Consider the following 20,625-nt stretch of genomic DNA (forward strand, 5'->3'; position numbering starts at 1 on the left):
ACTCCTTGCCAAACCGGGGACTCTCTCCGTATTTTACCGAGGACTAAACGGAGACAGTCCCCGCTTACCGTCGTCGTACTCCGTGGGCAGCTCACCCCTGCCCGCGCACCGCCGCGCGCCCGGGGACGCCCAGACCGGGAGACCGCCATGTCCACCCCGTCCGTACCGTCCGCCACCACCGCGTCCACCGCGCCCTCGCCACCCGCGAGGCTCGGCACCACCCTCCTCGTCATCGTCACCGCCTACCTGATGGTCGGCGTCGACTCCACCGTCGTCAACGTAGCCCTGCCGGACATCCAGCAGGGGCTGCACTTCAGCCGGACCGGCCTGTCCTGGGTCCTCAACGCCTACACCCTCGCCTTCGGCGGTCTGCTGCTGCTCGGCGGGCGTGTCGGCGACATCCTCGGCCGCCGCCGCACCCTGACCATCGGCGTCCTGCTGTTCGCGCTGTCCTCCCTGCTCGGCGGTCTCGCCGCCGACGGCGGCTGGCTGCTCGCGGCCCGCGCGCTCCAGGGTCTCGGCGCCGCCCCGATCGCCCCCAGCACGCTCGCCCTGATCACCACCAACTTCCCCGACGGCCCCCGTCGGCACCATGCCCTGAGCGTCTACTCGGCCATGGCCGGCATCGGCGGCTCGGTCGGCCTCGTCCTCGGCGGCATGCTCACCTCCTGGGCCTCCTGGCGCTGGGCCCTGCTCATCAACGTACCGATCGGCGTGGCGCTTGCCCTCGCCCTGCCCCGCTTCGTCACCGAGACCCCGCGCCACGCGGGCCGGTTCGACCTGGCGGGCGCGCTGACCGGAACCGCCGGGACGACCTCGCTGGTGTACGCGTTCATCCGGGTCTCCGAGTCCGGCTGGAGCGACACCCGGGCCCAGCTCGGCTTCAGCGCGGCCGCCGCCCTGCTGGCCGGCTTCGTCCTGGTCGAGTCCCGGGCCGGCCAGCCGGTCATGCCGCTGCGCCTGCTCGCCGACCGCAACCGGGCCGGGGGCTACGCGAGCATTCTGGTGCTGCCCGCCGGCATGTTCGGCGCCTTCTACTTCCTCACCCTGGTCTGCCAACAGGCCCTGCACTACAGCCCGTTGCGCGCGGGCTTCGCCTTCCTGCCCATGACGCTGGTGATGTTCACGGCCGTACGACTGGTGCCCCGGCTGCTGGCCCGCTTCGGGGTGAAGCCGGTACTGCTGACCGGCATGACCCTGGTCGTGCTGGCCACCGGCTGGCTCTGGCGGCTCGGGGCCGGGGACGGGTACGTCACCGGACTGCTCGGCCCGCTGCTGCTGTTGGGCCTCGGCACCGGGCTGAGCTTCATGCCGCTGAACGCGACGATCCTCGCCGCCGTCGAGCCCCGGGAGGCGGGCGCGGCCTCCGGTCTGCTCCAGACCCTCCAGTGGCTCGGCGGCACGGTCGGCCTGTCCGTCCTGGTCACGGTGTACGGCACGGCGACCCGGCACACCACCGGGGCACCGGACGCCGTCCTCGTCCACGGCTCCGCCCGGGCCTTCGGCGTCGGCGCACTGCTCTCCGTGGCCGCGCTCGCCGTGGCGGCGACGATGCTCACCGGCCGCCGCCGATCCGTCTAGAACAGCGCGCTGTACGCGTTCAGCGCCGGCTGGCCGCCGAGGTGGGCGTAGAGCACGGTGGAGTCGCGGCCGATCTCCCCTCGCCGGACGAGGTCGATCATCCCGGCCATCGACTTCCCCTCGTACACGGGGTCGGTGACCATTCCCTCGGTACGCGCGGCCAGCCGCATCGCCTCCAGGGTGGACTCGTCGGGGATGCCGTACGTCCCCGCGTGGTACCGCTCGTCCAGCTCGACGTCGGCCTCGGTCAACTCCTTCTCCACACCGATGAGCCGACCGGTGTTCCCGGCGATCCGCGCGATCTGCTCCCGCGTGGCGGCGGGCTTGGCGGACGCGTCGATGCCGATGACCCGGCGCCGCCGCCCGCCCGCCTCCTCCAGGGCGCGGAACCCGGCGACCATGCCCGCCTGGGTCGAACCGGTCACCGAGCAGACGATCACGGTGTCGAAGAAGACACCCGATTCCCGCTCCTGTTCGGCGACTTCGCAGGCCCAGCGGGCGAAGCCGAGGCCGCCGAGCGGATGGTCGGAGGCACCGGCCGGGATGGCGTACGGCTTCCCGCCCGCCGTCTCGACGTCCCGCAGCGCCTGCTCCCAGCTGTCCTTGAACCCGATTCCGAACCCGGCCCTCACCAGCCGTACGTCGGCGCCGGCGAGCCGGCTGATCAGGATGTTGCCGACCTTGTCGTACACGGAGTCCGGCCAGTCGACCCAACTCTCCTGGACCAGCACACACGTGAGGCCCGCGCGAGCGGCGACGGCGGCCACCTGGCGGGTGTGGTTGGACTGCACCCCGCCTATTGACACGAGCGTGTCACAGCCCTGCGCGAGGGCGTCGGCGACCAGGTACTCCAGCTTCCGGGTCTTGTTCCCGCCGTACGCGACACCGGAGTTGCAGTCCTCCCGCTTGGCCCACAGGGCGGCACCGCCGAGATGCGCGGTGAGACGCTCCAGGGGGTGCACCGGGGAGGGGCCGAAGAGAAGGGGGTAACGGTCGTACGACGCCAGGGACGCGGGCAGGGACACGGGACCTCCAGAGACGCGAGGGGGATCAGTCGGGGTCGGCCAGGTCGGTGAGCGTGCGCCAGATCTCCTCCGTGACGCGGACCGCCCCGTCCACATCACCGTCGGCGCAGGCCTCGATCAGCCGCTCGTGCAGTCCGGCCGAGCGGCACGAGCCGCCCTCGCCGAAGCGCCGCCGCTCCAGGCGGCGGATGAGCGGGGTGTAGCGGGCGACGGTGGCGGCGGCCGCGCGATTGCCGGCCGCCCGGACCAGCACGTCGTGCAGGGCGTCGTCGGCGTGCAGGGCCTCGTCCACCTCACCGGCGCGTACGGCGGCGGCGAACCGGCCGTTGGCCGCGCGCATCTCCTCGAAGTCCGCGTCCCGTAGCCGGGGTACGGCGGTCCGGGCGACCAGCTCGTGCATTGCGCCGACGACGGCCGCCGCGTCCCGGACATCGGCGGCGACGAGCGGGGTGACCCGGGTGTAGCTCTGCGGCTTGCTCTCCAGCAGGCCCTCGTCCACCAGCCGGGAGAACGCCTCGCGTACGGGCGCCCGGGACAGCCCGAGCTGCTCGGCGAGGTCGGCGTCGCGCACCACCGCGCCGGGTTCGATCTCCCCGGCCACGATGGCGTCCCGGATCGCGGCGTAGGCACGGTCGCGGAGCAGGGTGCGGGGAACGGGTCGTATCGCCTCCACAACTGAAATGTTAGATATCAGTGGCCCATGGGGGAAGAGGTGTGTCCCGCATCCCCCGTGGAAATGCGGGCCACGCTCATCACGGGACGCCGCTCAGGCCTGCCACGGCCACTGCGCGTCCCGGGCGGACTCGAGCAGCGACACCATCCGGAACGCCGCGTCCGAAAGGCCGCCGAAGGTGTGCCTGTTCCCCGTGCCCGACGGGCCGTGGCCCGCCCGGTAGCCCTCCAGGTTCCAGGTGTAGACGGGCACGTGGGCCGGGATCTGGGCGGTCGGGCCGCCGTTCCGGTTCGAGGTGTACTGCTCGTCGGTGACGATCAGCACCCGGTCGTGCTTCTTGTAGTGCCGGCGCACCGCCTCGGTGGTGTCGGTGCCGCCCAGGTCGCCGAAGCGGTCCAGGATCTTCAGCACCGACTCGCCCTTGCGGAACGCCACCGCCTTGCTCGTCGTACCGAACTCCACCAGGTCGGCGTCCGCCGCCCGCAGCGCGAGTGCCGTGCCGAAGACCGCCGCCGCGTCGGCCCGGGTGAGCCGGGAGCGCTCGGAGGCCGGCGACCAGAACATCGAGCCCGACCGGTCGACGAGCACCAGCGTCCGACCCGGCAGCGCGGGCACGTTGGCCAGCGAGTGACCGAGCGCCTGCTCCAGCGGGTAGGACCAGCGCAGCGACGGCGCGTGCTGGTACGCGGCGAGGTAGCGGAAGGGGAACTGCCGCGAGCGCGCGACCTCCACCGGGTCGCTGATCCGCGCCGCGACCTGCGCGGCGACCTCGTCCGATACTCCGGCCTCGTCGAAGTTGCGCAGGTTGCGGACGAGCGCCATGGTGCCCATGGACGGAATCACCGCCTCCCAGGCCGCCTTGTCCATCGGGCCCTGGAGCCAGCCGGCCAGCGCCTCCCAGGTGATCCCGGCCGCCGCCAGCCGCTCGGCGCCGCCCGGTGCCGTGACGACCGCTCGCCGCTGTTCGACGGGCAGCGCCATCAGCTCGCGGTGCGCGGTGAGCAGCGGCAGCGACGCGGGCGGTACGGCCGTGTCCGGGTTGTGCCGCCGGTCGAGCGCGTACCGGAACAGCTCGCCCTGCCACGGCTTGTCCGGGTCCGGCGCCGCGTGCACCAGGTTGAGGATGTCGCCGAAGCGGTAGCCCCTGGACGCGGTGTCGTACTTCAGCAGCGACCTGGCGTGGTAGAGCCGTCGTACCGCGTCGGCGACGCCCCGCTTGACCGGCTTGGGGATCGCGCGGCCGTACGTCGACGTCCAGTACGCGAGCAGTTCGCCCGGCTCGTCCGGGCGCTGCAGTACGGAGTCCACGACCTGCCGGTTCGAGGGGCCGTCGGTCGCGCCGGCCGTCAGCCGGGCGTGCACGTACTCGGCGGCGCCCACGATCGACGCCGTCCGCATGTTGCCCTCACCGCGCAGCCAGCGCAGCAGGCCGGCCGTCCAGTCCGGGTCGCTGACGGCGAGGTCGCGGACCAGGCGGGTGAAGCGGTCGTCGCGGTCCTTGGCATTCTCGTAGAAGGTGCCCGTGAGAAAGTGGGATACCGCGAGCAGGAAAAGCTCGGAGCGCGGCTCGCGCTCCTGTCCCCGGCCACCCTCGTAGGTCCGCAGGACCCGGCCTGTCGACGTGACCGCCGACTTCACCTGTGCCTTGACGGCACGCGTATTGAATCGCGCCATGATGAATTCCCCCCGAATTCGCTGTCTTTCGGATTTCGGTGGGAGGCGTGGCAGAAGGAGGGTGTCCGAGGTCGGGAGTCGGCGACGGGACTAACGCCTGGCGCGTCTTCCGTTCCGCCACACCGGCCCTGGGCCGATGACGGGATTCGAACCCGCACCCTTACGGACCAGGTCCCTGAAGTATCCGCTGCCTGCGCACCGGACACCCACCATGCGCCACGCCTCCCGAGATCAACTGGGCTGCGGCTGTTGTGCATTCCTGGAAAGGGAAGTAGCCGCTGCCCCCGCACCGGGAGGTGCGTGAAGTTTTTCGGTGTCCAGAGATCGAGATCGGCGGAACCGACGTGTTGGTGCTCTGACCCCTGAGCTACACCGGCCTGTTGTACCGGCGGCGGGACTCGAACCCGCGACCTCCCCGTTATGAGCGGAAGTAGGTCCTGCCTGTCGCACCTGGACGTGGATCACTCTAGGAGGACGGCCGCGGTCCGAGCGAATGAATTAATTACCGCTTCTGCCGCTTCCACGGCCCGGTGATGGCGAGCATGATGCCCGGGGTCTGGATGTTGGCGTACAGGGTCCTGCCGTCGGGTGAGAAGGTGACGCCGGTGAACTCGCCGTACTCCGGCGCTTCTTCGGTGCCGATGTTCAGTTCGTTGCGGGCGATCGGGTAGGTGCGGCCGCTCTCGGTGGCGCCGAAGAGGTGCTGGACGCCCTCGCCGTCCTCGGCGATGACGAGGCCGCCGTACGGGGAGACGGTGATGTTGTCCGGGCCGTCGAAGGTGCCGTCCTCGGCCGGGTCCGGGTTCACGCCGAGGAGCACCTTGAGGGTGAGGGTGCGGCGCTTGGGGTCGTAGAACCAGACCTGGCCGTCGTGCTGGACCGGGCTCTCCTCGCGGGCGCAGGAGGAGACGATGTAGGCGCCGCCGTCGCCCCACCACATGCCCTCGAGCTTGCGGGCGCGGGTGATCTGGCCAGTGGTGAACTGCTTGCGCACCGGGACGGACTTGGCGTCGCGGTCGGGGACGTCCGCCCAGTCGACGCCGTAGACCGTGCCGGTCTTCGTGGCACGGGAGAGGTCGTCGACGAACATGCCGCCGGAGTCGAAGCACGTGAAGGCCTGGAGGACGCCGGCGTCGTCGGCGAGGGTGCGCAGCTTGCCGCGGCCGTGGCGGAAGCCGCGCAGTTGGTGGAGGTGCCCGCGATGCCGACCCTTCCCCAAGCTCTCAACTACGTTCGAGCAGGGGAGACCCCAATGGCGACGTGGTCGCGGCAGACCTCGACCACCGTGCAGCCACCGGAGGCGGCGGGGTCGTAGACGAGGCCCTCGGTGAGCGGCACCGGGTGCGTCCAGTTGGCGCGCGGGCCCTTCAGCCCGTGGTTGTTGACGAGGAGGGTGGTGCCGCGGGGGCCGGCGAAGGTGGCGGTGCCGTCGTGGTGGGACGGGGTGAACTCGCCCGACTCCAGCTTGGTTCTGCCGCTGTAGGTGATGACCCGGTAGGTGAAGCCCTCGGGCAGGGCGAGGATGCCGTCCGGGTCGGCGATCAGGGGGCCGTAGCCGACCGCGTGGTGGTGGCCGTGGGCCGACTCGCCGTCCGTGGGCTCGACGTCGTCCGTGGCGGCGAGGGCGCCCGGGGCGGTGGCGAGCGCGCCGACGCTGCCCGCCAGTGCCAGTCAAGCCCAAGGGTTTTTCCTGTCGTTCTCAACTCCCCCGCTGCGACCGCGCCTTGAAGGCGGCCTTCCGCGCCGCCTTCGCCACCCTCTTGTCCGGATGCAGCCGCCCCATCGCCTCCAGCACATCGGCGGTGGCCGGATGCCCCACCCGCCAGGCCGCGGCGAAGAACTCGCTGTGCTGCGCGGCCAGCCCCTCCACCAGCGCGTGCAGTTCCTCGGAGTCGCCCTCGGCCGCGAGTTGCGCGGCGACGGTGTCGATGGTCAGCCAGAACACCATCTCCTCGGACGGCGCCGGCACCCCGGTGGCGCCCTGCTCGGTCAGCCACACCCGGGCGAGGCCGCCCAGCTCGGGATCGTCCAGCACCTCGCGCAGCGCGGGCTCGGCCTCCCCGCCGATCAGCGACAGGGCCTGCTGGCAGCGCAGCCGCCGTAGCGGCGCACCCTCGTCCGCGCCGCGCGCCGCGACGAGCAACTCCCGTGCCGCGCCGAGCGGTTCGCGGCGCGCCAGCCACCGCTCGGTCTCGTCCTGGGCCGCGGAGGGCCCGAAGCCGGCCGTGCCGTCGAGCAGGACGTCCGCGCCCTTGTCGGCGAGTTCACCGACGGCCGGCGCCTCGAACCCGGCGTCCAGCAGCCGCGCCCGCAGCCCGTACACGCCGAGCGGGGTGAGCCGGACCATGCCGTAGCGGGTGACGTCGGTGTCGTCCACCAGCGCCGACGGTTCCTCGTCGGCGTCGGCCATCAGCGCCTCGTCGACCGGCTGGTACTCCACCAGCCCGATCGGCTCCAGCGTCCGGAACTGGTCGTCCAGCCGCATCATCGCGTCGGAGACCTGCTCCAGGACGTCGTTGGTGGGCTCGCCCATGCCGTCGGGGACGATCATCGAGGCGGCGAGGGCGGGCAGCGGGACGGGGGCGTCGCCGGGGCCGTCCTCACTCACGGTCAGCAGGTAGAGGTTGCCGAGGACGCCGTCGAGGAAATCGGCCTCGGTCTCGGGGTCCCAGTCGAGTGACGAGAAATCGACCTCGCCGCCCGCGTCCAGCGCGTCGACCAGGTCGTCCAGGTCGGGTACGGCGGCGTCGGCGAGGACGGTGTCCAGCGCGGCGAGCCACACCGTGAGCACGTCGTGCGGGGAACCACCGGTGAGCAGCTTCAGCTCCTCGCCCGTGCGGACCGTGCCGTCCTCCTCGTCGGTGATCTCGACCAGGCCGGAGTCCACGGCGACCCGCCAGGCCTCGCTCGCGTACGCGGCGGCGTCGTCGCCGGCCAGTCCGAGCAGTTCGACGGCGGCCGGAAGCTGCCCCTCGAGCAGGCCGCCGCCGGCGTCCACGCGGGTCTCGGGTCCGGCCCAGCGGGCGAGGCGGGCGGCGCGGGAGAGCAACGGCGTGGACAGCGCGGCGCGTGCCAGCTCCGCTTCGGGGTGCAGCCGTACGGGCGGCAGGGGGGAGCTGTCTGACATCGGCTGGTTCTCCTCGGACCGTGAACGGGCTCAGCCGCTCAGCCTAGACGGATTTCCACCCATGCCACCCGGTTCATCTCCCCGTCGGCCGCCGTACATGGCCGAAACCTTGACAACTCCCTTACGCAGATAAGAGATTGACGCGCGTAGAAGTTCGGGGGACAACTGTTCACTCGGCTCTACGTGCATCACGGAGGGCTACGAGCCCCCCACGCTCCCGTACCACCTCGTCCCGGCACTTAAGTCATGTCCCCGGAGGGATCCCTTGCCGAGCAGGTCTTCCGCGCGCCTCGCCGCGCTCACCGTCGCCGCCGTCTGCAGCGCGGCGTCCACCGTCGTCCTCACCTCGCCCGCGCACGCCGACTCGGTGCGCATCCACGACATCCAGGGCACGACCCGGATCTCGCCGTACGCCGGCCAGAAGGTGACGGACGTGCCCGGCATCGTCACGGCCACGCGCACGTACGGCTCCTCCAGAGGCTTCTGGATACAGGACCCGAACCCGGACGACGACCCGCGCACCAGCGAGGGCGTCTTCGTCTTCACCGGCTCCATGCCGAAGGTCGCGGTCGGCGACTCGGTGACGGTGACCGGCACGGTCTCCGAGTACGTCCCGGGCGGCGCCTCCTCCGGCAACCAGTCGGTCACGGAGATCACCAAGCCGACGGTCACCACCGTCTCCACGGGCAACCAGGTCCCGGCACCGGTCGTCATCGACGAGAACTCCGTACCGGACGCGTACGCGCCGGAGGGTGACACCGCCGCCGGCGGCTCCGTCAACGGCCTGACCCTCGACCCCGACACGTACGCCCTGGACTACTACGAGTCCCTGGAGGGCATGAACGTCGAGGTCAAGGACGTCCGCGTGGTCACCGCGACCGACCCGTACAGCGAGCTGTGGGTCACGGCGAAGCCGTGGGAGCACCGCAACCGCCGGGGCGGCACGGTCTACGGCTCCTACGACTCCCAGAACACCGGCCGACTCCAGATCCAGTCGCTGGGCTCGACCGCCGACTTCCCGAAGGCAAACGTCGGCGACACCCTCGCCGGCACCACCACCGGCCCGCTGGACTTCAACCAGTTCGGCGGCTACACCCTGGTCGCGAGCCGGCTCGGCACGCTGAAGAGCGGCGGCCTGGAGCGCGAGACCACGCGCAAGCAGTCGGGCCGCGAACTGGCGATGGCGACGTACAACGTCCAGAACCTCGACCCGTCGGACAGCACGTTCGACGCGCACGCCGCCGCGATCGTGAACAACCTCCAGTCGCCGGACATCGTGTCCCTGGAGGAGATCCAGGACGACAACGGCGTCACGGACGACGGCACGGTCGACGCGAGCGTCACCGTGAACAAGCTGATCGACGCGATCGTCGCAGCAGGCGGCCCGAAGTACGACTGGCGCTCCATCAACCCGGTCAACGACCAGGACGGCGGCCAGCCCGGCGGCAACATCCGCCAGGTGTTCCTGTTCAACCCGGAGCGGGTGTCCTTCGTGGACCGCGCGGGCGGCGACTCGACCACGGCGGCCGGCGTCACCAAGGAGAACGGCAAGGCCGAGCTGACGGTCTCGCCGGGCCGCATCGACCCGGCGAACGCGGCCTGGAAGGACAGCCGCAAGCCGCTGGTCGGTCAGTTCGTCTTCCGTGGCAAAACCGTCTTCGTCATCGCCAACCACCTGATCTCCAAGGGCGGCGACCAGGGCCTGACCTCGCAGTACCAGCCGCCGACGCGCAGCTCGGAGATCCAGCGCCACGCGCAGGCGACCGAGGTGAACGCGTTCGTCAAGGACATCCTGAAGGTCCAGAAGAACGCGAACGTCGTCGCGCTCGGCGACATGAACGACTTCGAGTTCTCCGGCACCGCGAAGATCCTCGAGGGTGACGGCGAGCTGTGGTCGGCGATCAAGTCGCTGCCGAGGAGCGAGCGTTACACCTACGACTACCAGGGCAACGAGCAGGTCCTGGACCAGATCCTGATCAGCCCGGCGATCCGGCGCGGCTGCGACTCCGAGTACGACAGCGTGCACATCAACGCCGAGTTCAACGACCAGATCAGCGACCACGACCCGCAGGTGCTGCGGTTCCGTCCCTGATCAGGATGGTCACGCCTGGCTGAACACCCCGTTCAGCCAGGCCTGCCACGCGCTCTCGTTCGCCTCGGCGTCGGCGTCCGGCGCAAAGTCGTGCACGCTGATGCCGAGCGGGGCGCCCCAGTGGCCGCGCCCGAAGAAGCGGATGAGCGCGTGGTCGGTGCGCAGCCCGATGAAGTACGGGTTCCGGTAGTCGAGTACGGCGTCCAGGGTCCGCCCGCCGGGTCCCTGCGCGCTGACCTTCGCCCCCGCGGCCGCGTCGTCCGGCAGGCCGAGGGCGTGGCCGACGGCGGCGAGCGCCTCCGTGGTCTGCGAGGCCTTGGGCCCCTCCAACTGGGCGAAGGTGACCGGGCGGGGCGCGAAGTGGGTGAGGTACTCGCACAGGGTGTGCAGATAGAAGTTGGTGTGCTTGCTCGCGCCGTCGTACTGGTTGTTCCAGTCGTCGGTGAAGATGCCGCTGTGGACATAGCGCACCCAGGCGCGGCGGCTCTCGTCGCGTGGCTCGATGGTGTAGTCGAGCTGGTTGACGGTCTGGGTGGGGAAGCCGACGTCCTCGCTGCGGTTGGTGTAGCGGTGGGGCGGGTCCCAGGCGGTGACCGTCGACCCGAAGGGTCCCGAACCGCCCACCCGCGGCTCCGGCGGGTCCATCGGCCACAGGTAGGCACCGGACGCGTTGATGACCGCGTCCCACACCTGCTCGGGCGGCACGTCGACCTCGAACTCGCGGACGATCTCGAATTCCTTGGACATGGTGGGGCTCCTGCTCAGCTTTCTATGGGGGGCTGGTCCGTGACCGCGGGGTCCTTGACGGTGGGATGGAGGGCGACGACGATCCGGTGGTCCCGGCCGCCCTCGGCGTCGGGGGCGTCGTACTTGCGGATGAGGGCGCTCACGCCCGCCGTCAGCTCCTGGACGAAGGCCGCACGGTCGGCGGCGGAGGCGAAGCGGACCTCGCCGTCCAGGGCGTAGGTCGCCAGCCGCTGCCGGGCCTTCGTGGCACCGGTGATCAGCGCGCCGACGTCCCGCACCAGGCGGGCGCCGAGCGCGAGCAGCCAGCGCGCGGAGAGCTGGTCGCGGAAGCGGTCCGGGTCCGGCTGTACGGCGGGCAGGGCGGCCGGCGAGATGACGTACGACGCGGCGGTCGCGCGCATCAGCCGCTCGGTGACATTGCCCTTGCGGCGCTCTCCGGCCAGCTCGACCAGGCCGTGCCGCTCCAGCGCCTTGAGGTGGTAGTTCACCTTCTGCCGGGGCAGTCCGACCTTGCCGGCCAGCATCGCCGCCGACGCGGGCTCGGCGGCCAGCTCGGCGAGCAGCCGGGCCCGTATGGGGTCCAGCGACACAGCCGCCGCCTCGGGGTCCTCGATCACGGTCACGTCCAGCATGCGCCCACCCTCGCACCGAAAACTTTTTTTGTCCAGACGGATCAAGTTTTCGGTGGCTGGCCCTTGTCCCCCCGTTCGCCGAGGCGGGCCAGCTGGCTCTGGAACCAGTCGAGGCGCGCTTGCAACAGCGCAGCCTCGGCGACGAGTTCGGGCACGCCCAGCTCCGCGCCGGACGCCGGCAGCCCGGGACCGCCACCGCGGGCCAGCACCCGCAGCCCCTCCCCGGCCAGCCGTGCGAAGTCGGCGAGCGAGACGGACGTACGGCCGCGCACGCAGCCGGCACAGACGGGGACGAGGGCGCGCCAGCCGGAGCGGCCCCAGCCGGCGTCGGCGAGCGCAACGGCGGTGGCGCCGCAGGCACAGGGGCCGGCGGTGGCGGTGCGCACCCGCTGGCGGGCATAGCGGAACCCGCGCTCGAAACGGATGTAGGCGCCGAGCACGCAGACCTCGAGCAGCACGGCGTCCCGGTGCTCGGCGGTGCAGAGCATGGCCTCGGCGGCCGTGCGGTCGTGGACGCAGTGGAAACCACAGTCGCACAGCCGCGCGGGCGGGCGGTGCCGTCGGCCGTAGACGCAGGAGGCGTCGTCGAGCACGCCGTACGGCAGCGCGCCGCCGAGCGACACTCCGGTGAACCCGGCCCGGGTGCCGTCCTGGGACAGCACCGGGTGGGCGATCTTGTATCCGGTCGGCGGCTCCGTCGGGCGTTCCGCCGGGAGCCGCAGTCTCATCGGGCGGCCGGGGCCTCTTCGCGGGCCGGCTCGGCCGGTTCGACGGTGACGGTGTCCTCGCGGAGCGCGATGTCCTCTTCCCGGACGGCCTCTTCGCGGCCGAGCGGCCGCTCCTCGGCGACTCCGGTGGCCAGTGCCTTGCCGAGCTTCATGGTGCCTCCCATGAGTGACGTCGGTGACCCTTCGGCCATAGTGACCCATGAGGGGCCGAGTTGGACACAGGGCCTTCGGCCGTCGACCCAACTCATTAGTGCTGCTTATCAATATCTCTTAGAAGAATTAAGTAGAGCTTCACCGTCGCGCTGCCGAGACTACCCGTATGACGACGACACGCAAGCCCTCTTCTCCCTTCGGCCGCTCCCTCTGCGCGATGATCACGCCGTTCACCGAGGCGGGCGCCCTCGATCCGGACGGCGCCCGCAGCCTGGCGGCGCGGCTGGTGGCGCAGGGCTGCGACGGCCTGGTGCTGAACGGCACGACGGGTGAGTCGCCGACCACCACGGACGCGGAGAAGGCGGAGCTGGTCGCGGCCGTCCGGGAGGCGGTCGGCGACGGGGTGTCCCTGGTCGCGGGCGTGGGCAGCGCCGACACCCGGCACACCGTCGAGCTGGCGCTCGCGGCCGAGAAGGCGGGTGCCGACGGGGTGCTGGTGGTGACGCCGTACTACAGCCGTCCCCCGCAGGAGGCGGTGGAGGCGCACTTCCGGCAGGTCGCCGACGCGAGCGGCCTGCCCCTGATGCTCTACGACATCCCGGGCCGCACCGGCACCCGGATCGAGCCGGACACGATGATCCGGCTCGCCGAACACCCGCGGATCGTGGCGGTCAAGGACTGCTCCTACGACTTCCTCGGCACGCAGAAGGTGCTGGCACACACGGAGTTGGCGTACTACGCGGGCTGCGACGAGCATGTGCTCGCGTTGTACGCGGTCGGCGCGGCGGGCTGTGTGAGCACGGTCGCGAACGTCGTCCCCGGCCACATCACGTCGATCCTGGACGCCTACGACGCGGCCGACACCGCCCGCGCCCGCGAACTCCAGCTGCGTGCCACGCCGTTGATCGAGGCGATGATGAACGCGGGCCTGCCGGGCACGGTCACCGCCAAGGCCCTCCTGAACCGCCTCGGACTGCCCGCGGGCCCGGTGCGCGCGCCTCTCCTGCCCGCAGGCCAGGAGGCGGCCGACGGGCTGCTGGCGCGGTACCAGGAGCTGACGGCGGCCCGCTGAAAAATTCCGGTGGGCCGGACCGCCCTGCCGTACGGTGTCCCCGTGAGCCGCCCCCTGCTGTTCCTGGATGTCGACGGCCCCCTCAACCCGTACGCGGCGCAGCCGGAGCGCCGGCCCGAGGGGTACACGACGATCCGGGTGCCCTGCGCCTATCGGCGCCCCCTGCGGGTCTGGCTGAATCCGGAGCACGGCCCGGCGCTGCTGCGGCTCGGGTACGAGCTGGTGTGGGCGACGAGCTGGATGGAGGAGGCCAACGTCTGGATCTCGCCGGTCGTCGGGCTGCCCGCCGATCTGCCGTACGTCGAATTCGGCACCGGTCTGTTCGCCGAACGGCCGGACGGCGTCCACTGGAAGACGGAGGCGATCGTGGCGTACGCCGAGGGGCGGCCGTTCGCCTGGGTGGACGACGAACAGAGCCCGGCCGACAGCGCGTATGTCGCGGACCGTCACTCCGGCCCCGCCCTGCTGCATCACGTGAACCCGAGAATCGGTCTGCGCGAGGGCGACTTCACGGCGTTGCGGAAGTTCGTGGCCGGGCTGCCCGCATGACCAAGGTGCCTCACACTCTCGCGTCATGCTCGCGCACCGCGATCCGAGCCAGCTTCGTCAGCATCATGCCGTTGCGGACCCTGACGAAGTAGTCCACGGGGAGTCCGTGCATCCGGGTGCCGGGGCCCCGGAGGGCGTGCCAATCCAGGGTGAAGAGGGTGTGCTCGCCCCAGGGGGTCAACTTCATAGCGATGCGAGCTGCGCCGAAGGGATCTGCCTTCGCTTCCAGTTCCAGACGGTGTCGCGGTTCGGAGATGCGGACGACGCAGGTGTCGTCGAGGGTCAGAGGACCGGCGCCGACGCGGACTTTCAGTCGGGCGCCTACGTCTGGCCAATGCGGGTCCGCGGCGAGGACCTGCTGGGTTCCTGTCACCCACTCCCCGTAGCGGTGGCCGTCGGACAGCAGGCGCCAGACTTCGGACGGCGAGCTCAGAATCAGACAGCGGTTCCGGGCCATAGTCACGCTCCTGGAGGATGGGCAGCATGGAAGCGCCCCCGGTGCAGCCCTGCGCGGGAACCCGGCCACTGATCGGCTCGACCGGGGGCCCGGGTTGCCTCTCCGGCCGTCCCGCGGGCTCGGCTTCCAGCGTCATGCCGACCGCACCGCCTGCGCAGTCCGACAGGTCCGGACGGGTGAGTCGACAGCCGGGGATGAGTTTGCGCCGGCCGACGCAGAGCACCCCGAGCGAACTCCTCGTGCAGTGGTCGTGCACGAGCGCCCTCCCGGGCCGTCCTGGGGCCGTGGAAGGGCGCTCGACGATGACCGACGCCAACCGGTGCCGACAGCTCGGCAGCAGATCAGAGCGTTGATCGACAAGGCGGCCGCAGGTCACGGCCACCCATGATCAGTTGTGGCTGTGCAGGATGTCGTTCAGGCCGCCCCAGACCGCGTTGTTCGGGCGGGCCTCGACCGTGCCGGTGACCGAGTTGCGGCGGAAGAGGATGTTGGAGGCGCCGTTCAGCTCGCGGGCCTTGACGATCTGGCCGTCGGGCATGGTGATCCGGGTGCCCGCGGTGACGTACAGGCCGGCCTCGACCACGCACTCGTCGCCGAGCGCGATGCCCACGCCCGCCTCGGCGCCGATCAGGCAGCGCTCACCGATGGAGATGATCACGTTGCCGCCGCCGGACAGCGTGCCCATGGTGGAGGCGCCGCCGCCGATGTCGGAGCCGTCGCCGACGACGACACCGGCGGAGATGCGGCCCTCGACCATCGACGTGCCGAGCGTGCCGGCGTTGAAGTTGACGAAGCCCTCGTGCATGACCGTGGTGCCCTCGGCCAGGTGCGCGCCGAGACGGACCCGGTCGGCGTCGGCGATGCGGACGCCCTTGGGGGCGACGTAGTCCGTCATGCGCGGGAACTTGTCGATCGAGGTGACCTGCAGGTGCAGGCCCTCGGCGCGGGCGTTGAGGCGCACCTTCTCGATGTCGTCCACGGCGACCGGGCCGAGCGAGGTCCAGGCGACGTTGGCGAGGTGGCCGAAGATGCCGTCCAGGCTCTGGCCGTGCGGCTTGACCAGGCGGTGCGAGAGCAGGTGCAGACGCAGGTAGACGTCGTGCGCGTCGATCGGCTTCTCATCCAGCGAGGAGATGACCGTGCGGACCGCGACCCCCTCGACACCCCGGCGGGCGTCCGGGCCGACCGCCTTGGTCGCGCCCTCTCCCAGCAGCTCCGCCGCCCGCTCGGCGGTCAGCCGCTCGGTGCCGGCCGGGCCGGGCTGCTCGACCAGCTGGGGGGCCGGGAACCAGGTGTCGAGAACGGTGCCGTCGGCGGCGATCGTGGCGAGGCCGGCGGCGACGGCGCCGGTGGTGCGGGAAGCAGAGTCGGTCATGTACCAAAACCTAACGTGAGCGGGGTCGTGGAGGCGAACCGGTGCCGGGGCGTCTCACGTGCCGGGCACGGCTTCAGGGGATCAGCCGGGCGAGTGCGGCGCGCGCGTACTCCTCGTCGTACGAACCGCCCGTGAGCAGCACCTGCAGACAGATGCCGTCCATGAGCGCGAGCAGCGCCCGGGCCGTGACCGGGTCCGTGCGCCGGGCCAGCAGCGCGGCCGCGTCCTCGGTCCACTCGGCGGCGACGGGGCGCAGCGCGGGGCGGCGCAGCGCGGCCAGATACAGCTCGTACTCCAGCTCCACGCCGGTGCGCTCGCCGCCCAGCCACGCACCGAGTTCGGCGGCCAGTTCGGCGGCGAGATCACCCTGGCCGCCCTCCGGCAGCCGCTCGGCGAGCATCCGGCCGAAGCCCTCGTTCGCCTGCCGCAGTGCGGCGACCATCAGCTCTTCGAGGGTGGCGAAGTGGTACGTCGTGGAGCCGAGCGGTACGTCCGCCTCGGCGGCGACGGAGCGGTGGCTCAGCCCGGCGATGCCGTCCCGGCCGACCACGCGGATCGCGGCGTCGATGATCCGCTGCCGCCGCTCGGGGTCGTAGCGCCGGGCCATCAGTGGCTCGCCCCGCCCAGGTTCAGCACCACGACTCCCCCGATGATCAGCAGGATCCCGGCGACCTTGGTGACGCTCAGCCCCTCCCCGAACAGCAGCAGCCCGAGGGCGGCGATGGCCGCGGTGCCCACGCCGGACCAGATCGCGTACGCGGTGCCGATCTGCACGGTCTTCAGCGTCTGGGCGAGCAGCGCGAAGGAGACGACGTAGCCCAGCGTCGTCACGAGCGAGGGTCCGAGCCGGCTGAAACCCGCGCTGTACTTCATCGCCGTCGTCGCGGCGACCTCGGCGGCTATGGCGCCGGCGAGCAAGAGATATCCCATGTGTACGAGCGTACACAACGCGGCTTCGGCGACGAAAAAGTTTCACTTTCACAGAAACCGCTCACTGCACACCGTCCGGCCACTAATGTGCGGGCCCATGCCCGACCACACCCCCCAACCCTGGGAGAACGGCTGGACGGCCGACGCCTCCCGGACCCCCGGCACCCGAAGACTCTGGCTGGCCGGCGCGCTGGCGCTCGCGGCCGTCGCCGTCTGCGTCACCGCGATAGCCCTGCAGGGCGAGGACCCGAAGTCGGAGGCCGTCCCGGCGACGAACGGCGCCCCGACGGCGGCCGGCCCCGGCCTGCTGTCCTTCGCCTCTCCCTCGACGCATACGAGCGCCCCCTCGAAGGGCAGCAGCGCCATGACGTCGATGACCCCGGAGACGACGACGGCCTCTGCCTCGGCCGGACCGCATCCGGCGTCGGCACCGTCCAAGTCATCAACGAACAAAGGGAGTTCACCCATTCCGGAGCCCCCGAAGGAAGCGGGGACCTCCGTCCAGTCCGTCAACTACCCGGACCGCTACTGGCACATCAGCGGCGACTTCGTCCGGCTCGACTCGGTCACCTCACCCGGCAACCGCCAGGCCGCGACGTTCACCGTCGTCAAGGGCCTGGCGAACAGCGGCTGTTACTCCTTCGCCACGGCCGACGGCGGCTACCTCCGCCACCGGAGCTTCCTCCTGCGTGACGAACCCGACGACGGCACACCCCTGTTCCGCCAGGACGCCACCTTCTGCCCCCGGCCCTCCGCCTACCCCGGAGCGACCATGCTGGAGTCGGTCAACTACCCCGGCCGCTTCCTGCGCCACCAGAACTTCCAGCTGAAGCTGGCCCCTTACGAGAACACCGACCTGTACCGCGCGGACTCGGCGTTCCTGCTGGTGGACGGGCTGGGCTGAGCACAGGAAGACATCTGGGCACGACAAAGCGGCGGCACCCCGAGGGTGCCGCCGCTTCACGCACGCGGTGCGGTCAGACGTTGAACCCGAGCGCCCTCAGCTGCTCGCGGCCGTCGTCCGTGATCTTGTCGGGGCCCCACGGGGGCATCCAGACCCAGTTGATGCGCAGTTCGCTGACGAGGCCGTCCGTGGCGGACTTGGCCTGGTCCTCGATGACGTCGGTCAGCGGGCAGGCCGCCGAGGTCAGGGTCATGTCGACGGTCGCGATGTTGGACTCGTCGATGTGGATGCCGTAGATCAGGCCGAGGTTGACGACGTCGATGCCCAGCTCGGGGTCCACCACGTCCATCAGGGCCTCGCGGAGTTCCTCCTCCGAGGCCGGCTTCATCTCGACGGTGTCGCTCATGCGGTCTTCCTTTCGGCTTCGGCGCCACCCAGCGCCTGGGCCGTCGCGTCCTTCCACGCCATCCAGCTCAGGAGGGCGCACTTGACCCGCGCGGGGTACTTGGAGACTCCGGCGAACGCGACCGCGTCCTCCAGGACCTCCTCCATGGCGTCGTCGGGCTCGATCTTTCCCTTGGACTGCATCAGCTCCAGGAAGGTCTCCTGGATCTTCTGCGCCTCGGCCAGCTCCTTGCCGACGAGGAGTTCGTTCAGTACGGAGGCGCTCGCCTGACTGATCGAGCAGCCCTGCCCCTCGTACGAGACGTCCGTGATCGTCGTGCCGTCGTACCTCACGCGAAGGGTGATCTCGTCGCCGCACGTCGGGTTCACATGGTGCACCTCGGCGTCGCCATCCCGCAGACCACGCCCGTGCGGGTTCTTGTAGTGGTCCAGGATGACTTCCTGGTACATCGAGTCCAGCTTCACCTTTTCAGCACGCCCCTCAGCCGAAGAAGTTCCGTACGTGCTCCAGCCCCTCGACCAGTGCGTCGATCTCGGCCGGCGTGGAGTACAGATAGAACGACGCTCGCGTGGTCGCAGGAATTCCGTAGCGCAGGCAGACGGGACGCGCGCAGTGGTGGCCGACGCGGACCGCGATGCCCTGCTCGTCGAGGACCTGGCCCACGTCGTGCGGGTGGATGTCGCCGAGCGTGAAGGAGATCGCCGCGCCCCGGTCCTCGGCCGTGGTCGGGCCGATGATCCTCAGGTCCGGGACCTTCTGCAGACGCTGGACCGCGTACTCGGTCAGCGCGTGCTCGTGGGCGAGGATCTTCTCCATGCCGATGGAGTTGAGGTAGTCGATCGCCGCGCCGAGACCCACCGCCTGGGCGATCGGGGGCGTGCCCGCCTCGAACTTGTGGGGTGCCGGGGCGTAGGTGGAGGAGTGCATCGAGACGGTCTCGATCATCTCGCCGCCGCCCAGGAACGGAGGCAGGTCCTCCAGCAGCTCCTGGCGGCCCCACAGGACGCCGATGCCGGTCGGGCCGCACATCTTGTGGCCGGTGAAGGCCACGAAGTCGGCCTGCAGGGCCTGCACGTCCAGCGGCATGTGGGGGGCGGCCTGGGAGGCGTCGACGCAGACCAGCGCGCCGACCTCCTGGGCGCGGCGCACTATCGCCTCGACCGGGTTGACCGTGCCCAGGATGTTCGACACCAGCACGAAGGAGACGATCTTCGTCTTCTCGGTGATGATCTCGTCGATGTTGGACAGGTCGAGCCGGCCGTCGTCGGTGAGGCCGAACCACTTCAGCTTCGCGCCCGTGCGCTGCGCGAGCAGCTGCCACGGCACGATGTTGGAGTGGTGCTCCATCTCCGTGATGACGATCTCGGTCTCGTGGTCCACCCGGTAGGGCTCCTCGGCCCAGCCCAGCATGTTCGCCACGAGGTTCAGCGACTCGGAGGCGTTCTTGGTGAAGATCACCTCGTCGCGGCTCGGCGCGTTGATGAACTCGGCGACCTTGTCGCGCGCGCCCTCGTACAGCGCCGTGGCCTCCTCGGCGAGCACATGCACACCGCGGTGGACGTTGGCGTTGTAGCGCTCGTAGTACTCGCTCAGGGCGTCCAGTACCTGGCGCGGCTTCTGCGAGGTCGCCGCGTTGTCCAGGTACACGAGCTTCTTGCCGTCGTGGACCACGCGGTCCAGTACGGGGAAGTCCTTGCGGATCGCCTCGGTGTCGAGGAGGCCCGGCAGCTGTGTCACGCGGATGCGCCACCCTTCGTGTATGCCTCGTAGCCCTCGTCCTCCAGCTTGTCGGCGAGCTCGGCGCCGCCGGACTCCACGATCCGGCCGGCGGAGAAGACGTGGACGAAGTCGGGCTTGATGTAGCGCAGGATGCGCGTGTAGTGCGTGATCAGCAGGGTGCCGACCTCGCCGGTCTCGCGGACGCGGTTGACGCCCTCGGAGACGATGCGGAGCGCGTCGACGTCCAGACCGGAGTCCGTCTCGTCGAGGATCGCGACCTTGGGCTTGAGCAGCTCCAGCTGAAGGATCTCGTGGCGCTTCTTCTCACCGCCGGAGAAGCCCTCGTTGACGTTGCGCTCGGCGAAGGACGGGTCCATGTTGAGGCGCTCCATGGCCTCCTTGACCTCCTTCACCCAGGTGCGCAGCTTGGGGGCCTCGCCGCGGACGGCGGTGGCGGAGGTGCGCAGGAAGTTGGAGACCGAGACGCCGGGGACCTCGACCGGGTACTGCATCGCCAGGAACAGGCCCGCGCGGGCGCGCTCGTCGACGGACATCTCCAGGACGTCCTCGCCGTCGAGCAGCACGGTGCCCTCGGTGATCGTGTACTTCGGGTGACCCGCGAGCGAGTAGGCGAGGGTCGACTTGCCGGAGCCGTTGGGGCCCATGATGGCGTGCGTCTCGCCCTGCTTCACGGTGAGGTCGACGCCCTTGAGGATCTCCTTCGTGGCGTTGTCGGCCTCGACGGTGACGTGCAGGTCTCGGATTTCAAGCGTTGCCATGG

Annotated in this window: 21 protein-coding genes and 1 pseudogene; 5 read left to right on the top strand and 17 right to left on the bottom strand. The window is 70.7% G+C overall.

All coding sequences use genetic code 11. The annotated features are described in order from the left end of the window. The first annotated feature begins 147 nt into the window (after positions 1-147). Positions 148-1,581, top strand: coding sequence for an MFS transporter (locus tag ACH47Z_RS00665; RefSeq protein WP_399068997.1), 1,434 nt, complete (start codon positions 148-150; stop codon positions 1,579-1,581). Here ACH47Z_RS00665 and ACH47Z_RS00670 read toward each other — a convergent pair. From ACH47Z_RS00670 to ACH47Z_RS00690, 5 genes and pseudogenes are all read right to left on the bottom strand, one after another. Then, positions 1,578-2,606 carry a 1-aminocyclopropane-1-carboxylate deaminase gene (locus ACH47Z_RS00670; RefSeq protein ID WP_399068999.1) on the bottom strand — a complete coding sequence of 343 codons (1,029 nt, stop codon included), beginning with the start codon at positions 2,604-2,606 and terminating at the stop codon, positions 1,578-1,580. The two genes, ACH47Z_RS00665 and ACH47Z_RS00670, sit on opposite strands and share 4 nt — an antisense overlap. A 25-nt stretch (positions 2,607-2,631) precedes the next feature. Continuing rightward, on the bottom strand, positions 2,632-3,279 hold the full coding sequence (locus ACH47Z_RS00675; RefSeq protein ID WP_399069001.1) for a GntR family transcriptional regulator: 648 nt from the start codon (positions 3,277-3,279) through the stop codon (positions 2,632-2,634). Positions 3,280-3,372: 93 nt separating this feature from the next. After that, the gene (locus ACH47Z_RS00680) at positions 3,373-4,953 is read right to left on the bottom strand and encodes a TROVE domain-containing protein (RefSeq protein ID WP_399069004.1); all 1,581 of its coding nucleotides are present in this window, start codon (positions 4,951-4,953) and stop codon (positions 3,373-3,375) included. 502 nt (positions 4,954-5,455) lie between these two features. Beyond that, a pseudogene (locus ACH47Z_RS00685) lies at positions 5,456-6,624 on the bottom strand (alkaline phosphatase PhoX). Between the two features lie 28 nt (positions 6,625-6,652). Next, positions 6,653-8,080, bottom strand: a complete 1,428-nt coding sequence (locus tag ACH47Z_RS00690; protein ID WP_399069006.1) for a hypothetical protein — start codon at positions 8,078-8,080, stop codon at positions 6,653-6,655. Positions 8,081-8,345: 265 nt separating this feature from the next. Between ACH47Z_RS00690 and ACH47Z_RS00695 the strand changes: the two genes are divergently transcribed. After that, complete coding sequence (locus ACH47Z_RS00695) at positions 8,346-10,172, top strand: endonuclease/exonuclease/phosphatase family protein (protein ID WP_399069008.1); 1,827 nt, start codon at positions 8,346-8,348, stop codon at positions 10,170-10,172. A 9-nt stretch (positions 10,173-10,181) separates the two neighbouring features. Here ACH47Z_RS00695 and ACH47Z_RS00700 read toward each other — a convergent pair whose 3' ends face one another. From ACH47Z_RS00700 to ACH47Z_RS00715, 4 genes are read right to left on the bottom strand one after another with little or no spacing between them, the layout of a single operon-like run. Next, the gene (locus ACH47Z_RS00700) at positions 10,182-10,919 is read right to left on the bottom strand and encodes an SRPBCC domain-containing protein (protein ID WP_399069009.1); all 738 of its coding nucleotides are present in this window, start codon (positions 10,917-10,919) and stop codon (positions 10,182-10,184) included. 14 nt (positions 10,920-10,933) lie between these two features. Continuing rightward, a complete protein-coding gene (locus ACH47Z_RS00705) occupies positions 10,934-11,551 on the bottom strand; it encodes an ArsR/SmtB family transcription factor (RefSeq protein WP_399069011.1) in 618 nt (205 codons plus the stop codon). Positions 11,552-11,592: 41 nt separating this feature from the next. Continuing rightward, complete coding sequence (locus tag ACH47Z_RS00710; RefSeq protein WP_399069013.1) at positions 11,593-12,279, bottom strand: hypothetical protein; 687 nt, start codon at positions 12,277-12,279, stop codon at positions 11,593-11,595. Further along, positions 12,276-12,431 (bottom strand): hypothetical protein, encoded by a 156-nt coding sequence (locus ACH47Z_RS00715; RefSeq protein ID WP_399069015.1) that lies wholly within the window; start codon positions 12,429-12,431, stop codon positions 12,276-12,278. The genes ACH47Z_RS00710 and ACH47Z_RS00715 overlap by 4 nt, the downstream gene beginning before the upstream one ends. Positions 12,432-12,598: 167 nt before the next feature. Between ACH47Z_RS00715 and dapA the strand changes: the two genes are divergently transcribed. Together dapA and ACH47Z_RS00725 are read left to right on the top strand one after the other, a co-directional pair. Then, a complete protein-coding gene (gene dapA, locus ACH47Z_RS00720; RefSeq protein ID WP_399069017.1) occupies positions 12,599-13,504 on the top strand; it encodes a 4-hydroxy-tetrahydrodipicolinate synthase in 906 nt (301 codons plus the stop codon). 42 nt (positions 13,505-13,546) lie between these two features. Continuing rightward, a complete protein-coding gene (locus ACH47Z_RS00725) occupies positions 13,547-14,053 on the top strand; it encodes a hypothetical protein (RefSeq protein ID WP_399069019.1) in 507 nt (168 codons plus the stop codon). 10 nt (positions 14,054-14,063) lie between these two features. On the opposite strand, the gene ACH47Z_RS00730 is transcribed toward ACH47Z_RS00725, so the two are convergent. The 4 genes from ACH47Z_RS00730 to ACH47Z_RS00745 all read right to left on the bottom strand — a co-directional run bounded on the left by ACH47Z_RS00730 (position 14,064) and on the right by ACH47Z_RS00745 (position 16,815). Further along, entirely contained in the window at positions 14,064-14,510 is a 447-nt protein-coding gene (locus ACH47Z_RS00730) for an SRPBCC family protein (RefSeq protein ID WP_399069021.1), read from the bottom strand. Positions 14,511-14,898: 388 nt separating this feature from the next. Continuing rightward, positions 14,899-15,885: a 2,3,4,5-tetrahydropyridine-2,6-dicarboxylate N-succinyltransferase gene (gene dapD, locus ACH47Z_RS00735; protein ID WP_399069023.1), complete on the bottom strand. Its 987-nt coding sequence runs from the start codon at positions 15,883-15,885 to the stop codon at positions 14,899-14,901. A gap of 73 nt (positions 15,886-15,958) precedes the next feature. After that, positions 15,959-16,492, bottom strand: coding sequence for a TetR/AcrR family transcriptional regulator (locus ACH47Z_RS00740; protein ID WP_399069025.1), 534 nt, complete (start codon positions 16,490-16,492; stop codon positions 15,959-15,961). After that, a complete protein-coding gene (locus ACH47Z_RS00745) occupies positions 16,492-16,815 on the bottom strand; it encodes a DMT family transporter (protein WP_399069026.1) in 324 nt (107 codons plus the stop codon). The genes ACH47Z_RS00740 and ACH47Z_RS00745 overlap by 1 nt, the downstream gene beginning before the upstream one ends. A gap of 97 nt (positions 16,816-16,912) precedes the next feature. On the opposite strand from ACH47Z_RS00745, the gene ACH47Z_RS00750 reads away from it, so the two are divergent. Further along, a complete protein-coding gene (locus ACH47Z_RS00750; RefSeq protein WP_399069028.1) occupies positions 16,913-17,719 on the top strand; it encodes an AbfB domain-containing protein in 807 nt (268 codons plus the stop codon). A gap of 73 nt (positions 17,720-17,792) precedes the next feature. On the opposite strand, the gene ACH47Z_RS00755 is transcribed toward ACH47Z_RS00750, so the two are convergent. The 4 genes from ACH47Z_RS00755 to sufC are packed head-to-tail and all read right to left on the bottom strand — an operon-like array spanning position 17,793 to position 20,623. Further along, positions 17,793-18,125 carry a metal-sulfur cluster assembly factor gene (locus ACH47Z_RS00755; protein WP_399069030.1) on the bottom strand — a complete coding sequence of 111 codons (333 nt, stop codon included), beginning with the start codon at positions 18,123-18,125 and terminating at the stop codon, positions 17,793-17,795. Beyond that, positions 18,122-18,589: a Fe-S cluster assembly sulfur transfer protein SufU gene (gene sufU / locus ACH47Z_RS00760; RefSeq protein ID WP_399069032.1), complete on the bottom strand. Its 468-nt coding sequence runs from the start codon at positions 18,587-18,589 to the stop codon at positions 18,122-18,124. Before sufU ends, ACH47Z_RS00755 begins: the two co-directional genes overlap by 4 nt. A gap of 16 nt (positions 18,590-18,605) precedes the next feature. Then, positions 18,606-19,862 carry a cysteine desulfurase gene (locus ACH47Z_RS00765; RefSeq protein ID WP_399069034.1) on the bottom strand — a complete coding sequence of 419 codons (1,257 nt, stop codon included), beginning with the start codon at positions 19,860-19,862 and terminating at the stop codon, positions 18,606-18,608. Next, positions 19,859-20,623 (bottom strand): Fe-S cluster assembly ATPase SufC, encoded by a 765-nt coding sequence (sufC, locus tag ACH47Z_RS00770; protein WP_399069036.1) that lies wholly within the window; start codon positions 20,621-20,623, stop codon positions 19,859-19,861. The genes ACH47Z_RS00765 and sufC overlap by 4 nt, the downstream gene beginning before the upstream one ends. Between the last annotated feature and the right edge of the window lie 2 nt (positions 20,624-20,625).

Source organism: Streptomyces sp. NPDC020192, assembly GCF_044388685.1.
Taxonomy (GTDB): Bacteria; Actinomycetota; Actinomycetes; order Streptomycetales; family Streptomycetaceae; genus Streptomyces.

Bases quoted from the DNA above. Each gene is read 5' to 3' on its own strand.
- dapD (WP_399069023.1), bottom strand. From the start codon at position 15,885: ATGACCGACTCTGCTTCCCGCACCACCGGCGCCGTCGCCGCCGGCCTC.
- dapA (WP_399069017.1), top strand. From the start codon at position 12,599: ATGACGACGACACGCAAGCCCTCTTCTCCCTTCGGCCGCTCCCTCTGC.
- ACH47Z_RS00705 (WP_399069011.1), bottom strand. From the start codon at position 11,551: ATGCTGGACGTGACCGTGATCGAGGACCCCGAGGCGGCGGCTGTGTCG.
- ACH47Z_RS00750 (WP_399069028.1), top strand. From the start codon at position 16,913: ATGCCCGACCACACCCCCCAACCCTGGGAGAACGGCTGGACGGCCGAC.
- ACH47Z_RS00740 (WP_399069025.1), bottom strand. From the start codon at position 16,492: ATGGCCCGGCGCTACGACCCCGAGCGGCGGCAGCGGATCATCGACGCC.
- ACH47Z_RS00745 (WP_399069026.1), bottom strand. From the start codon at position 16,815: ATGGGATATCTCTTGCTCGCCGGCGCCATAGCCGCCGAGGTCGCCGCG.
- ACH47Z_RS00755 (WP_399069030.1), bottom strand. From the start codon at position 18,125: ATGAGCGACACCGTCGAGATGAAGCCGGCCTCGGAGGAGGAACTCCGC.
- ACH47Z_RS00710 (WP_399069013.1), bottom strand. From the start codon at position 12,279: ATGAGACTGCGGCTCCCGGCGGAACGCCCGACGGAGCCGCCGACCGGA.
- ACH47Z_RS00665 (WP_399068997.1), top strand. From the start codon at position 148: ATGTCCACCCCGTCCGTACCGTCCGCCACCACCGCGTCCACCGCGCCC.
- ACH47Z_RS00690 (WP_399069006.1), bottom strand. From the start codon at position 8,080: ATGTCAGACAGCTCCCCCCTGCCGCCCGTACGGCTGCACCCCGAAGCG.
- ACH47Z_RS00700 (WP_399069009.1), bottom strand. From the start codon at position 10,919: ATGTCCAAGGAATTCGAGATCGTCCGCGAGTTCGAGGTCGACGTGCCG.
- ACH47Z_RS00715 (WP_399069015.1), bottom strand. From the start codon at position 12,431: ATGAAGCTCGGCAAGGCACTGGCCACCGGAGTCGCCGAGGAGCGGCCG.
- sufC (WP_399069036.1), bottom strand. From the start codon at position 20,623: ATGGCAACGCTTGAAATCCGAGACCTGCACGTCACCGTCGAGGCCGAC.
- ACH47Z_RS00730 (WP_399069021.1), bottom strand. From the start codon at position 14,510: ATGGCCCGGAACCGCTGTCTGATTCTGAGCTCGCCGTCCGAAGTCTGG.
- ACH47Z_RS00680 (WP_399069004.1), bottom strand. From the start codon at position 4,953: ATGGCGCGATTCAATACGCGTGCCGTCAAGGCACAGGTGAAGTCGGCG.